At 31.7% G+C, this 14579-nt stretch carries 14 protein-coding genes; 2 read left to right on the top strand and 12 right to left on the bottom strand.

The features are described 5' to 3' along the window. Position 1: 1 nt before the first annotated feature. The 11 genes from ACIQ2J_RS01205 to ACIQ2J_RS01155 all read right to left on the bottom strand — a co-directional run bounded on the left by ACIQ2J_RS01205 (position 2) and on the right by ACIQ2J_RS01155 (position 11806). Complete coding sequence (locus tag ACIQ2J_RS01205; protein ID WP_396165706.1) at positions 2-715, bottom strand: glycosyltransferase; 714 nt, start codon at positions 713-715, stop codon at positions 2-4. Next, positions 703-1467, bottom strand: a complete 765-nt coding sequence (locus ACIQ2J_RS01200) for a hypothetical protein (RefSeq protein WP_396165704.1) — start codon at positions 1465-1467, stop codon at positions 703-705. The genes ACIQ2J_RS01205 and ACIQ2J_RS01200 overlap by 13 nt, the downstream gene beginning before the upstream one ends. A 151-nt stretch (positions 1468-1618) precedes the next feature. Beyond that, on the bottom strand, positions 1619-3595 hold the full coding sequence (locus ACIQ2J_RS01195) for an OstA-like protein (RefSeq protein ID WP_396165702.1): 1977 nt from the start codon (positions 3593-3595) through the stop codon (positions 1619-1621). Between the two features lie 93 nt (positions 3596-3688). Next, on the bottom strand, positions 3689-4549 hold the full coding sequence (rfbD, locus tag ACIQ2J_RS01190; RefSeq protein WP_396165700.1) for a dTDP-4-dehydrorhamnose reductase: 861 nt from the start codon (positions 4547-4549) through the stop codon (positions 3689-3691). Then, a complete protein-coding gene (gene rfbC / locus ACIQ2J_RS01185; protein WP_396165698.1) occupies positions 4543-5094 on the bottom strand; it encodes a dTDP-4-dehydrorhamnose 3,5-epimerase in 552 nt (183 codons plus the stop codon). The genes rfbD and rfbC overlap by 7 nt, the downstream gene beginning before the upstream one ends. Positions 5095-5112: 18 nt before the next feature. Next, complete coding sequence (gene rfbA / locus ACIQ2J_RS01180; RefSeq protein WP_396165695.1) at positions 5113-5979, bottom strand: glucose-1-phosphate thymidylyltransferase RfbA; 867 nt, start codon at positions 5977-5979, stop codon at positions 5113-5115. 6 nt (positions 5980-5985) lie between these two features. After that, a complete protein-coding gene (locus ACIQ2J_RS01175) occupies positions 5986-6969 on the bottom strand; it encodes a hypothetical protein (RefSeq protein ID WP_396165693.1) in 984 nt (327 codons plus the stop codon). 8 nt (positions 6970-6977) lie between these two features. After that, on the bottom strand, positions 6978-8666 hold the full coding sequence (locus ACIQ2J_RS01170; RefSeq protein ID WP_396165691.1) for a DUF6909 family protein: 1689 nt from the start codon (positions 8664-8666) through the stop codon (positions 6978-6980). A 41-nt stretch (positions 8667-8707) separates the two neighbouring features. Beyond that, complete coding sequence (locus tag ACIQ2J_RS01165) at positions 8708-9580, bottom strand: carboxypeptidase-like regulatory domain-containing protein (RefSeq protein WP_396165689.1); 873 nt, start codon at positions 9578-9580, stop codon at positions 8708-8710. 191 nt (positions 9581-9771) lie between these two features. Beyond that, positions 9772-11253, bottom strand: a complete 1482-nt coding sequence (locus ACIQ2J_RS01160; RefSeq protein WP_396165686.1) for a GH3 auxin-responsive promoter family protein — start codon at positions 11251-11253, stop codon at positions 9772-9774. A gap of 46 nt (positions 11254-11299) precedes the next feature. After that, positions 11300-11806, bottom strand: coding sequence for a peptidase (locus ACIQ2J_RS01155; RefSeq protein WP_396165684.1), 507 nt, complete (start codon positions 11804-11806; stop codon positions 11300-11302). 137 nt (positions 11807-11943) lie between these two features. Here ACIQ2J_RS01155 and tatA point away from each other — a divergent pair, with 137 nt between their 5' ends. Next, entirely contained in the window at positions 11944-12141 is a 198-nt protein-coding gene (gene tatA / locus ACIQ2J_RS01150) for a twin-arginine translocase TatA/TatE family subunit (protein ID WP_396165682.1), read from the top strand. A 74-nt stretch (positions 12142-12215) separates the two neighbouring features. Here tatA and ACIQ2J_RS01145 read toward each other — a convergent pair whose 3' ends face one another. Beyond that, on the bottom strand, positions 12216-13346 hold the full coding sequence (locus ACIQ2J_RS01145) for an ATP-binding protein (RefSeq protein ID WP_396165679.1): 1131 nt from the start codon (positions 13344-13346) through the stop codon (positions 12216-12218). Between the two features lie 245 nt (positions 13347-13591). Here ACIQ2J_RS01145 and ACIQ2J_RS01140 point away from each other — a divergent pair, with 245 nt between their 5' ends. Then, the gene (locus tag ACIQ2J_RS01140) at positions 13592-14578 is read left to right on the top strand and encodes a hypothetical protein (protein WP_396165676.1); all 987 of its coding nucleotides are present in this window, start codon (positions 13592-13594) and stop codon (positions 14576-14578) included. The last annotated feature ends 1 nt before the right edge of the window (position 14579 follow it).

Genomic DNA, 14579 nt, shown 5'->3' with positions numbered 1-14579 from the left:
TTTAATATTTTTTATTTAATAAATATAATTCTTTTAAAATCTTAAATCCTGTTTTCCATCCTAATTTGGAACCATCAACATCTTTCCAATTATAAATTGGAATTTCAATTCCGTGAATTAATAGATTTTGCTTTTGAAGTCTAATAAAAATTTCAACGTCAAAAATCCATGAAGTATGAAATGGTTTATTAAATACTTTTGGTATTATTTTTTTAGAAAATAGTTTGGATCCACATTGGGTGTCATAAATTCCTAACTTAAATTTTAAGTTGATTAATGTGATTATTACCCTTCCTATGACGTGTCGGTAGTATTTTCGTTGTATTCCTGAATTCAGTAATAATATTCTAGAACCAATCAAAAATTCACATTTTCGCTTGATTATTTCATCTACTAATCTAATGATTTCATAAGATGGTGTTGAAAAATCGGCGTCAAAATAACCTATAAAATCGTATTTATCTTGCTGGTGAATCTGATTTATTGCTTTAAAAATAGTGCTAGCTTTACCAGAATTTTCAGTAAAATTAATTAAATGTAATCGTTGTGGATGGTTTTTAATAATGGAGTTGATAATGTCAACTGTAGTGTCTTTGCTTCCATCATTAGCAAAATAAACATCCATATCGGAATTTAAAAGTAACGGTTCTATATTTTTATAATCTAGCCGTTTTGCTTCATTATAACATGGAATGATAATGGCTACTTTTTGCATAAACAATAACATGAAAGTCCTGGAATAGTAATTCCAAGTTTATTAAAAAATAGACTTATTTGAAAATCAACTTTTAACATTGTGTTGATTAATGCGGTTTTGAATTTTCCGGCTTCCCAATTATCTATGGATGCTTCTTTATCTTTCTTTAAAAATTTTTCTACCCTTCTAAAAAACAATAATGTTGTAAAATAATAACCTTTGTCAATAATACTAAATTGATTTTGTACCAATAAACTATTTAATTGTGGGAGGGTATATCTTCTATAATGTCCCAACAAAACATCGTGGCTAGAAAATACAGACTGGAAAGCTGGTACAGCAAAAAAATAATAATTGTTATTGGTTGGACTTGGTTTAAGAAAATCTAAAATTATTTTTTCGTCTTCAACATGTTCTAAAACATCCATACATAAAAAAAGTGTTGCTTTATCTGTTGGATAATTTTCTTCATATTCTTTTAAACTTTGAAGATAAATAACACTGCTATTCTTGTTATTGCTTTTTAACTGTGCAATTACTTCGGAAGTATATGCCGTATCAATAGCAAAATATTCTTTTGCGTAGTCTTTTTCTAATAAAGTATGAATAACGTAGGAGTCTCCGCTTCCTATATCAACCACTCTATCAATAGGAAATTTTATTCCAGATTTTTTTAAAAAAGTATGTAAAACATTCTTTCGTGAAGTTTCCCAGGGATGCCTATTGTAATTACTTTTATTTTCTAATCTCGAAAATTCTGATATATCCATTTTTTAATTTTATTTAAACTTTCTTCTTACCCTAAAACTTCAATGCTAAACATTTTATATTTTGCTTATTATAAATAATCTATAAAAAACTTTTATTTGGTGTAGGGAAATTTGTATGAGAAAAGGGATTGTAAAATTATAAAAATAAATTTTATTTAACTATTGTTTTATCGGTTATCAGTAATCCTTCTTTACCTGTGGTGTCATTTTTAAGGAAAACTCCTAATTTATAGAGGCCTTTTTTTAGATTTTTAATATTCAAAGTGGCATCATAACCACAGTTGTCCACATTATAATCTAATTTAAAATAAGAAGTGACATCGGGTCTAACCACCTTTTGAACTTGAAGTATTGTAGTTACCCCATCTTTAATTAAGTATAAAATTATCCTTGTTTGATCTGGTGATTGATTTCTGAAATAGGCCCATCCAGAGACTTTTATAACATTGTCTTTATTTTCAAATATTTCTAAATTACTTGCAAATCCATTACCATTTGTTTTGTCTTTAATCTTAATTCCCGAAATATCTAACCTTGCTTGGGCTTCTTCTTGTTTTAATTTACTGTCTTGATACTCCTTTTGGCCGGACTCGACAATTTTTTTATCTAATTCTACCTCATCGGGTGGATATATTTCTTCTTTGCTTTTTATTCGTTCGTCACCGCGCCAAACAAAACCTCGAAGTTTTCGGGCATTTTCAGGCAAATCTTTATCGGGATAAATATCGCCATCTACCGTATCAAAAAAAGTAATAGTGTCTACTTTACTCTTGTCGTCCATAGTCATGTTGATGCGACTACTGACGTTTTTATTGATGCCTATTAGTTCGTTCTTGTCGTTTCGCATAAAATAAACTACTTCCGTATTTTTTACAACATCGGCTTCATAAAGTTTATTTTCTTTAAATTTTCCGTAAAGATTTAAACCCTTTATTTGATTGTAGCCAGTTCCAATAGTGTCTTTGGATATTATAAAAGTGTTATTGAGGATCTTGAGGGAGTCCAGTTTTTCGGTTTTGTTGTTTCCGATAAGGTGCATGACATCCCCAGTCATTTGGCTTTCAAAATTCCAAAGAATGGGTTTTCCAATCAGTTTGGTAAGCGCAACCTTTTGATCGGAATGAATAGAATCGCATTTTCCGCTTAAATCGGTTTTAAAAAATCTTACATTTTTTTGGCCTATAACTAATCTTTCTCCTGTTTTTCCGGTAACTATAATTTTTTTAGCAGAAATAAACATCGAATCGTTTTCAATTTTATATCGAATAGAGGCGTGTTTGGTAATGTATAATGAATCTTTATTTTTATAAACCTCACCATAATGCCCTTTAATTATTGCCTTATTAATGGAATCGGTGATTTTTACATTGTTGGTTCCTGATGCAAATTCTTTTTTTCGGTCGTAATACAAACTGTCTCCTTCTATCAATCGGTCTTTGTATTTTATATAGGATTTCTTTTTAAAATTACCACTGTTCTTCTTACTGTTATAATAGCCGTTTTCGGTATAAATAAAGTTGTCTTTTCCCGTTATCGTAGATGGTCCTTTCAAATAAGAATCACCTTGAGCGGTATAATAATCTAGATGATTGGATTTTATAGTATATTCTGGATTGGTTAATACTACCGAAGTTAAAAATTGGTATTTTTTTTCTTTTACAAAATATTTTCCGGCTTTACTTTTTAACGTATTATTCTTGTTGATAATGGTACCATGATTGGTAAAAAAAGCTTCTTGGGTGTTTCTGTCAAAATTAATGGTATCGGTTGACATGGTAGATTCTGGAGAATGCATTACCACATTTCCTGATGCAAAGGCTTTCTTAACATTCCCATTGTATTCGGCATATTTGCTATTCAAATATAAGGTGTCGCCTTGCACCATTTCTACTTCTCCAAATGCTTTTATATAGTTTTCATCTTTAAAATAATAGGCTTTATTGCACGTCATTACAACACCATCATGACTAACTCTAACATTCCCAGTTAGTAATGTTGCATTGGGCATTTCTATTTCATTAATGCCTGCAAAATCAGAATTTTCAATTACAATCTTGCTTGTCTTTTGACTGAAAGCAAGAGCAAAATTGAAAAGTAGAAATCCAATAAGAATAATTTGATTTTTCAAGTAGAAGTCTTTTAATTATTTAAAGCGGTAAACGTAATGGTTTTTAGTTTTCAATAATAAAGATTATAAAGAATTTAACTACAATCTGTTAAATTATTTTGTTTTATTTAAGCTTTCTTCCCAACCTTTAATGTCTATACCAAAAGCAGCTTTTATTTTGCTTTTATCCAAAACACTATAAGCGGGTCTTTTTGCTGGTGTAGGAAAACTTGTGGAAGGAATGGGTACTAAATTTATAGAAATTTTATTTAATTCAAAAATTTTAGCGGCAAAATCGTACCAACTACATTGGCCTTCGTTAGAGAAGTTGTAAATCCCGAAAAGGTTGTGGGTTGTAGATTGTAGGTTGTAGGTTTTGATTAACATTGTAATTAGTGCTTCCGCCAAATCTACTGCGTTAGTTGGCGTGCCTATTTGGTCGTTTACTACCGATAATGTATCCCTTTCGGAAGCCAATCGCAACATGGTTTTCATAAAATTATTGGCAAATTGCGAATATACCCAAGAGGTTCTTAAGATAAAATGCTGTTCTAAAATTTCTTGAATGGCTTTTTCACCATCTAATTTAGTTTGTCCGTAAACTCCTGTTGGATTTGGAAGGTCTTCTTCGTTATATGGTTTCGTATTGTTTCCGTCAAAAACAAAATCAGTAGAAACATGAAGTAACGTTGCATTGGTTTCTTTACAAACTTCGGCAAGATTCCTTGCTCCTACTACATTTATTAAATGTGCTTTTTCGGGTTCGCTTTCTGCTTTGTCAACTGCTGTATAAGCCGCTGCGTTAATGCAAAAATTAGGTTGAAATTTAGCAAAAACTTCTTTGCAATTTTCTTTATTGGTTATCTCTAAATCGGAAGAAGAACAAAAAACAAAATCTATTTGAGGATAATTTCCAGAAATAAATTGAATAGCTTGACCTAATTGTCCGCTAGCTCCTGTTACTAAAACTACCATACTTTTTTAGCGTTTTCTAGGGTTGGTAATACTTGATCTTTTTCTGAAATTAGCAATTCGGAAGTTGGAAATTGCCAATCTATATTTAATGTTGGATCATTGTACATCAATCCACCTTCACTTTCTTTATTATAAAAATTATCGCATTTGTAAAAGAAGGTTGCCGTTTCACTCAATACTAAAAATCCGTGAGCAAATCCTTTTGGAACAAAGAATTGGGTTTGATTTTCTCCCGTCAGTACTACCGAAACATGTTGGCCATAAGTACTAGAACCTGGCCGGATATCCACAGCAATATCTAAAACTTCTCCTTGTAAAACACGAACCAATTTTGCCTGAGCGTGTTCCCCAGTTTGGTAGTGCAATCCTCGCAAAACTCCTTTGGAAGAAAAAGATTGGTTATCTTGAACAAAATGGACCTGTTTTCCTATGCCGTTTTGAAAAGTGTTTTCATTGAAACTTTCCATGAAATACCCTCTATCATCTTGGATAATTTTGGGCTCTATAATAAAACATCCTTCTAGTTTGGTGGGTATAAACTTCATATAAAAAAAACTAAAATACTATTCTTCGTTTGAAATATCTATTAATTGGGTGCCGTAACCACTTTTTAATAATGGTTCAGCAAGCGCTTTAAGTTGTGCGTTATCAATAAAGCCCATTCTAAAAGCGGCTTCTTCTATGGAACCTATTTTTAAACCTTGTCGTTCTTCAATAACTTGAACAAACTGTGATGCTTGCATTAAAGAATTAAAAGTTCCCGTGTCAAACCAAGCGGTTCCTCTATCTAAAATACTCACTTTAAGTTTGCCTCTTAGTAAATATTCTTTGTTAACATCGGTGATTTCTATTTCTCCACGATGACTTGGTTTTATATTAGATGCAATTTCTACCACATCATTATCATAAAAATAAATTCCAGGAACCGCATAATTAGATTTTGGCGCGGCTGGTTTTTCTTCAATAGAAAGCACTTTACCATGCTTGTCAAAATCTACTACGCCATAACGTTCTGGATCGTGCACGTGGTAGGCATAAATAATTCCGCCATCCGGGTCGTTATTGGCTTGAAGTAAATCGGCTAAGCCTGTTCCGTAAAAGATATTATCGCCTAATACCAGCGCAACTTTATCTTTTCCGATAAATTCTTTTCCGATAATAAAAGCTTCTGCAAGTCCGTTTGGGTTTTCTTGCACTTCATATTCGAATCGGCAACCATATTTTTTCCCGTCACCAAGTAACGTTCTAAAAAGAGGTAAATCGTGGGGAGTAGAAATAATTAATATTTCTTTAATTCCTGCCCACATTAAAGTTGCCAACGGATAATAAATCATTGGTTTATTATATATTGGCATCAATTGTTTACTAACGGCTATTGTTAACGGATGCAATCTGGTGCCAGAACCTCCTGCTAAAATAATTCCTTTCATAACTAATTATTTTTGGGTTTTTGCTAATTGGTTTTTATAATAGGATCTAAAAAATCCAAAAAGGAAAAAGATAAAAACAAATAAAAACGGTAAGACTAATTTCATTTTTCCGTTAAGTCCTTTCGTATTTTTAATATTTAAAGTTGCACTGCTTTCTTTAATAATTTTATCTAAATTTAATAATTCAATTTTATGAACTCCTTGCTCTAAAATTAACTCATTTTTAGTTTTTATTACTTCGTTTAACTGCGTGTTATCATTATAATATACCAACTTATCACTTTTCTGAGCTCCATTTAAAGTACTAGAAAAACTGTTTAAAACTCCATTAATTTGGGTGATAGTGGAATCATTTTCTACTATTTTTATTTTAATATTATTAATATACTCTTTCTGTATTTTTTTATAATATTCTGAATTATTTAAAAAATCCAAAATAGGTTTCACTGTTTTTTTCTCATCTGTTGGACGAGTTGTAATATAAGAAATGTTGTGATACAAATAATTTTTACTAGTTAATTTATCATCAACTATTTTTTTAAGATCTCCGCCTTCTGCTAACAATTTAACAAATTCAAAATTCACTGGATTTCCTCCAATAAAAGTATAAATATCCGTTATTGGTTCAATTTTTATGCCTGTGAATTTTTTCGCGTCCTTTATTCCTACAACATTTTTTAAAAATAAAGTATCTTCTTCATTAACTTTTGAATTAATTAAATCTATTTTAGAATATAAATAATCGGAAGTTGAAAAGTTAGGCGTGACAATTATTTGGTTGTCGTACCTTTTTTCGGATTTATCCATAAAATATCCTAAAACAATACCTAAAATAAACAAGGCTGCAATTGTTATTGAATTTCTTCTAATAAAGAGAATTCCATTAAATGTTTTAATAGCAATTTTTTCAAAAAAACCGCTAAATTTTTTAGAAATTTGGGATAAATCAATTTCTTGATTTTCGTTATTGGGTTGAGAATTTGTACTCATCAAATAAATTATTTTACGTTAAAAATTTGCTCTAATATTTTAATTGTAATTAAATACGTTGGTTTTACACCTGTGGTTCCTAGTCCTCCAGAAGCTAAAGTGCTTCCGGTTTCTAAAGGATTATCCGAAGCATAGTATGCATATCTAACTTTCACATTTGGATTGATGCTTTTTCTAATTTTAGAAGCACTTTGAATTGCTTTTTGATAATAAGACCCTTCCATTTCAAGTCCGATTGCTCCCCAAGTAGATTCGTGGAAGAATTTCAACAAATCTTTATTTTGTAGGGATGTTCCTAAAACGGTAACCATTGGTCCTGCAAAAACTGGAATATCGTTTCCGTCGAACATTATAGCAGTTAGTTCGTTTTCAAAAGAATAATTATCGGCAGTTCCTTCATTTATATGTGCATTAGGAATCATAATATCGCCTTTTCCTCCTTGAAGAATTCCAGCTTTTCCCATAATGGAAACCGATTCTACATTTATAAAAAAAGTGTTTTTATCTTTTTTAAACGGCTTCAAAAGTTCGTCAATAGTTTCATACGCTTGTTCTCCAAAGGCATAATCCATTACAATAATAACAGGGTTTTCACCTTTTATTTGTGCTTTAGAAAAACTCGATTTTGCCCAGTCAATTTTGGCGGTATCAAATATTTGAACGTCAATATTGGTTCCGGATTGGTCTGGCAAAGAAATCATTCCGTGTTGTAAAGCAAAGGTTTCTACTTTATTTCGCAACTCTTTATTTCCCGATGCGCTTAAATCTTCATAAATATCATATTCCGATTTTCCTTTGTATTTTACTCCTAAAACCTGGGTTGCAAAAATAGAATTCATCACCGAGTGCATGTTGGCGCTGATAACGTGAATAGGTCTTTCTAGTAAATTGTTTTCACTTAACACTTCTTTGATGTTGGTTGCCCAAATCTCTCCATGAATATGGTGCCCTAGTCGTTCTCTTAAAATAGGACTAAAAGTGATGGTTCGTTTATTATTATCTAATGCTTCTTCGATTGCTAATTTTCCTAACCAATAAATTACATGTAAAAAGCGGTCTGGTTTTTCGGTAGTTCCAAAGGCATCGTAAATATCTAAAACTTCCGAAAAACTTCTTCCCAATACATTAGAAGTATGCGATATTGCTTTTTCTTTATCTATTTGAGTAAGCTTCTTTGTTTGTAAAGCTGCTTGTTCTAATTTCAACCAATCGCGAGTTACTTCATTGCTTTCGTCCAGTAAAACGCGGTCTTTAATTTTATGGGATTCAATAAAAATAAAGGTTAAATGGGTTAAAATATCATAAATGTCGGATCGCCCGCGGGTGATTTCTACATTCATTTGTTCTTCGTCTATACGGTAACAATTTCTTCTTCTTTTAGGAGGAATAATTGCTTGAAAATGCGATTTTGAGTAGCCTTCATCCGAAGTTAGATTGATATAACGACATTCTTCAATTCCTACCGGAAGTCGCTCTATTACATACAATAGCCCACTAAGTTCTACTTTTTCTTCGGCAATACTGCCATAAATTTCTGGTCGAAGCGCTAATAATGCTTCTCTTAAAGTTTCTCCAGAAACACCCATTGGTTTGTAAAAACCTCTGTTGAATAAATGTCTCATGGTAATGTACAATCGTTCGATAGCCGCCGACGATTCTTGCGCTCTAGAACGCGAAATGTTTTTGATTTCTTTCATTTGTTTTTATTATCTAACCTGCAAATATAGGCATTTCTAGTTTAATTGGTTAGAATAAGGTTTATTGCTGGTTCATAAACCATCCTTTTTATTGGGACATTCGCACTATCATAGTGGATTTCTTTGTTCCATTTTCCGCCAGAAAAGGTGAAAAGAAAATCTCGTTCTTCTAAATTGTATAGCACAAATGGCGAATAGGATTTTTTGGTAGAAGTTACATTGGTATTGTAATTCGTAATGGTAGTTTCCGATTTATTTTTTTCGATGATTAGTTTTTCAAAGCCTACAAAAAGTCCTTTTTTGGGCATTCGCAAATTAAAGTCGGATACATTAAAAATATTTTTTACTACTCCGTTGGGCACCGTAACCACAAAATCTTTGGTTAGTAATTCCTCTCCCGGGAAGCCATTAGCATCTACACTATAAAAATGAATTTTAACCGTGGCAGCCTCTATTTTACTATCGGTTTCCACAGTAACTTGCTTAATGAATTTGGTTTTTTTGTATCGAATAAAATACGGGAAATATTTCACGTCAATTCTTGGGCCATTATCAAATGCTTGGTAAATGGCATTTTTACTTTTGCCGATTTCAATTATTTTGCTTTCAAATTTTTTTAAAATAACCACATCATCCAGTTGATAGGATTTGGAAGCCAACTTCACTTCTTGTGCTTGGGATGCTTTTAGGGTTTTCTTTTGATATCCCAAGGCCGAGAAAATCAAATTTTTGTTTGGATTTGCGTTAATAACAAACTCCCCGTTTTCTTCGGTGCTTGCGCCGATGTTTTCGTTTTCTACCCAAATGTTAGCATACGGAATTGGTTTCCCGGTAATGCTGTCTTTAACGACGCCTTTTATTTGGGCAGAAAGTAGATTAGTGAATACTAATAAAAGCGTGATTGTAATTTTCATTTCTTGTTTAAAGTTTACTAAATAGCCCTGATTGCAGTGGAAATCCTTTTTTAACTCCGACAGAGTTTTGAACTCTGTCGGAGTTGAAAAAGATTGTAACGGAAAGCAGGAATTGCGATTATCGAAAATGCCCTAGCCATTCGCTTCTAATTTTATTTATTATTTATACCTAACAGGTTTAAAAAAACCTTTTAGGATAATTGATCTGCAATTGTTCTATCATTAGATAATCGTGGTAATTTATTTTGTCCGCCTAATTTTCCGATGGATTTCATGTATTCTTGAAATCCGTTTTTGGAAACTTTGGTGATTTTTACTGTTTGTAATACTTTTCCTACAATTAAATCGTCGTAATATACATTTTGTTTTCGCATAGCATCGTCAATGGCTAACGCAAATTCGTCCAAATTATTGGGTTCGTTTTCAAATTCTATGAACCATTCGTGGTAGGGCAATCCGGTTTTGGGGGCAATTTGTGGTGCCACCGTAAATTCGTTTACGCGAATAGTGGTGTCGATCATGGCTTCTTGCAATGCGTGCTCGACTTCTTTGCCAATAACGTGCTCGCCAAAAGCAGAAATGTAGTGCTTGATTCTGCCCGAAACAATAACCCGATAGGGTTTCAAACTGGTAAATTGCACCGTGTCGCCAATGTTATAAGCCCAAAGTCCGGCGTTGGTAGAAATTATTAAAACATAATTGACATTTAATTCTACTTCGCCAATGGTATAGCGTTTGGGGTTTGGGTTGAAAAACTCGTCGGACTTTACAAATTCATAGAAAATTCCGGAGTTTAAAAGCAATAACATTCCTTTCTCTTTTTGGGAATCTTGGTAAGCGAAAAATCCTTCGGATGCAGGAAATAATTCTATAGCATCTACTTTGCGGCCAATAAGATTTTCAAATTTGGAACGGTAGGGTTCAAAATTTACGCCTCCGTAAATAAACAAATTAAAGTTTTGGAAGATTTCTCCAACCGGCTTCCCTCCTTTTTGTTGCAGTTTTTCAAAATACATTTGTACCCAGGACGGAATTCCCGAAATCACAGCCATATCTTCGTGGATGGTTTCTTCTACAATGGCATCGACCTTGGTTTCCCAATCTTCAATACAATTGGTTTCCCAACTTGGTAAGCGATTTTTTTGCAAATATTTAGGTACAAAATGGGCTACAATTCCGGAAAGTCTCCCGAGTTGAATGCCATTTTTTTCTTCTAAAATGGGACTTCCTTGTAGGAAAATCATTTTGCCGTTTACAAAATCGGCTTTGCCGGTTTCGTGAATGTAATTTAAGATGGCGTTTCTAGCGGCTTGAATATGAAACGGCATCGATTCTTTAGTAAGTGGGATGTATTTGGCGCCCGAAGTGGTCCCGGAGGTTTTAGCAAAATAAATTGGTTTTCCTTTCCAGAGAACGTTTTCTTCTCCTTGCACCACGCGGTCTACATACGGCTTTAGTTCTTCGTAATCCCGAATTGGTACTTGCTTTGCAAAATTTTCTGCAGTTTTTATTTCTGAAAAATGATGGTCTTGTCCAAACTGCGTGTTTTTTGCTTGACCAATTAAATCTTCCAAAACTTTTTGCTGCGTGGCAACAGGATTGGAGGCCCATTTTTGGGTTTTGTGGTGAATTATTTTTGCAAATAGTTGGGCTGCAAAGGATTTTATTGACATAGAAATAAGACGCTAGTTTTGCTACAAAGACGCTAAGTCGCAAAGTTTATTTTTTTGGTTTGGATGGTTTCGATTTTTCTTTGGCCTTGTTTTCTTCGTCGGTAACTTCTTTTCTTAGTTTTAATTCCGATTCGGTGGCGGTCAATTGCAAATCAGGCAAAGTGTCTACCGATAGTGCCAAAATAGAATCTTTATTGACTTTGGCGTATTGTAAATTTCCGTTTAAAACCTTTTGGATGGATTGTAAATAGATTTCGTTTTTCTTGATAGCAAATTCTAGAGAGTCGGATTTTAGAGCTAATTCGGTAGCGTCTTTTTTAAGTTTTGTGGAAGTATATCCCGGAATGTACTCGCGTAACGGCGTGAAAGCAATAATGAAAGTGGTCACTGTGATAATCAAAATAGCGCCAATGGATGCGACTACAAAAACATTCATTAAAGTAAGTTTCAACGAAAATATTTCTTCAAAAGTATCTTCGTTCAAAATAACCAAACGATTCTTGGTGAAAAGTTGCTTCTTTAATTGCTCTTTCTTTAGACGATTATCTGACATATTTTTGATTATTATACAAATATAGAAATTAGTTCTAAACCAAACTTGTGTTTTTACTGTTCTTTAACGCTAAATAGTTGTTACACTAATTAAATATTTTCTACATTTGCATATTATAACTTTTAATAAGTAACATTATGAACTTTTTAACCATATTTTTAGAACTTACTCCAGGACATATTTTACTAATATTGGCGGTGGTTTTACTTCTTTTTGGAGGTAAAAAAATTCCAGAATTAATGAAAGGTTTAGGAACTGGTCTTAAAGAATTTAAAAACGCTTCTAAAGACGAGCAACCTGCAAATTCTAAAAAAGAAGAAGAAACTAAAGAATAAGTTTTCTTTAAATTCCAATTTTAAAATTCCAAATTCCAAGATATACTATTTGGAGTTTGGAATTTTATTTTTTTTTATAAAATATAATCTAAGTAATTATCTTGATTGATAATTTCAAAAGTTGCATCTGGATAAGATTTTGCAAATTCTGTTGGTATTTTTGATTTTGATTTTCCGTATTTATATTCAAATGCTGCTATTTGTTCATTTTTAACTTCTAATCTATCCATTTCTTGTCTGGTGTGTGTTCTCCAAAAATAATCTAAAACTTGATTTTCTTGGTAACTTAGCTTTTTTATTCTTTCCGAATTTAGATAATTTTCCCACAACTTACCTACATCTTCTCTCATATTCAATGGATTAAATGAATTGATAATTGCATTTCTAATTCCGTTATCAACAAAATACCACTTTTTCATTTTAGTTATTTCATTATCTCTGTTTTTGCTAAATCCTGATACACTGTAAATTATAAATACTTTACTAAATAAATCAAGGTATTTTTCTACAGTATTTTTACTAATTTGTAAATCGCGGCCAATACTTTCCAAGGATATTTCACTTCCTGTTCTAAAAGCAATAATTTGAAGCAAAGCAATAATTTTATCTCTTTTTTTTATGCCTTCAAACGCAAATATATCTCTTAATAATTGCGTGTTTACAATTTCTTTTAGGTAACTAATTTTATCTTCTCTATTAACCATTTTGCTCAATTCTGGATAACTTCCAAAAATCAATCTATCTTCTAGATTGTTCCTGGTTTCTAGATAATTTTCTGTTTTTGAAAATTCTATTTGAGCAATTGGATATAAATTTATAGTTTTCATTCTACCCACTAATGGTTCACCTATTTGATTATTAATTTCAAATGCCGATGATCCCGTTACTAAAACCTTTAGATCAGGAATAGTATCAACCATTAATTTTAATTTCTTGCCAATATTTGGTATTTCTTGCGCTTCGTCTATAATTAAAAATCTTGTATCGCCAAGTAGTCTATTAAAATTCGCCGTGCTTTGTGATTCTAATAAATTATGAGATTCAACATCGTCGCCATTAAGGAAAAGATATTTTTCATTTAAACTTTCGATTACTTTTTCAATTAATATTGTTTTTCCAACTCGTCTTGCACCCAAAAGCACCACAACTTTGTTCGGTTGTAACTTTTTATTAATCAATTCTAATGCAACTCTAGCTATTTCCATAAGTAAAAATATTTAAGCAAATATAAATAAAAAATTTATTTCCGTCAACATAATGACGGAAATTAATATAATTGCGTCAGTTTGTTGACGGAAATTAATATAATTGCGTCGTTTTATTGCTTTTTGATGTTGATACAAATTTCAATAATTATCATGTTTGGATTTTTTTTGCTTTTTACTGCAACCTTTTTGCTTTTTTGGCTCTTATTATAAAATGAAGTATATTAACCAAAACTTTTATTGTTATGAAAAAGATCATAATTGCCCTATTAGCGCTAATAACCTTTATACAAATTTCGTGTAGTTCTGACATTTTAGACAACACTCCAACAGCAAATCCCGTTGATGTTTATGTTGTTGGGCAGAAAAACAGTCAAGCAGCTTATTGGAAGAATAATCAAGAAGTATTATTAAATAATGGTATTGGTTGTGAAGCCGATACATTAATGGTTTCAAATGGAAATATTCATGTTTTTGGTAAAAAGCAATTGGACAATTGGACAACACAGTTTATGCACTGGAAAAATAATGTAGCTACAAACTTGACTGAAACATTTAATACTCCTGCACAATTTGTAAGAACTATAACAGGAATGGACGTAGTTGGAGACGATGTGTATTTTGTCGGATATACAAAAAATCCATTAATTACTGCTGAAATTTATGATTTAGTTTATTGGAAAAATGGAAATAAAACAGTGATTGACATTGCAACAAATCCAACATTTAAATCAAAAATCAAGGTTGTAAACAATAATGTTTATGTTATTGGAAATAAATCTAATTGTTTTAATAATTGCCATGGGGTTTTTGTTAATGGGGTTTTTCAAACTGTTCCAGTTGGGGTTCTGTTAAAAGATATTACAGTAAAAGATAATCAAGTATATGTTTATGGAACAAATTATACCACAAATTCTGTTTATTACAAAAATCTAACTACCGGAACAGAATCAAACATCACATCTATTTCAAATGCTTTTAAGTTGCTTTTCGATAATGATAATTTATATATTTCAGACGGTTCAAATATTTATAAAAATAATACCGTTATCAATTCATCATCATTTTTTTCGTTTTATAAAGATTTTGTAGTTTTAAATGATAATAAATATATACTAAAAAGTGAGGGAGATTTTGGAACAACTGATATTTTATACATTAATGATGTAAATTCTTTGCAAGTTTTTATAAGTGATGGAAAATTTAATACCATTACAGTCGTCCAAAACTAAT

Origin of the sequence: Flavobacterium sp., assembly GCF_044357305.1 — a bacterium.
Taxonomy (GTDB): domain Bacteria; phylum Bacteroidota; class Bacteroidia; order Flavobacteriales; family Flavobacteriaceae; genus Flavobacterium.
This window is presented reverse-complemented; position numbering and strand designations above follow the sequence as displayed.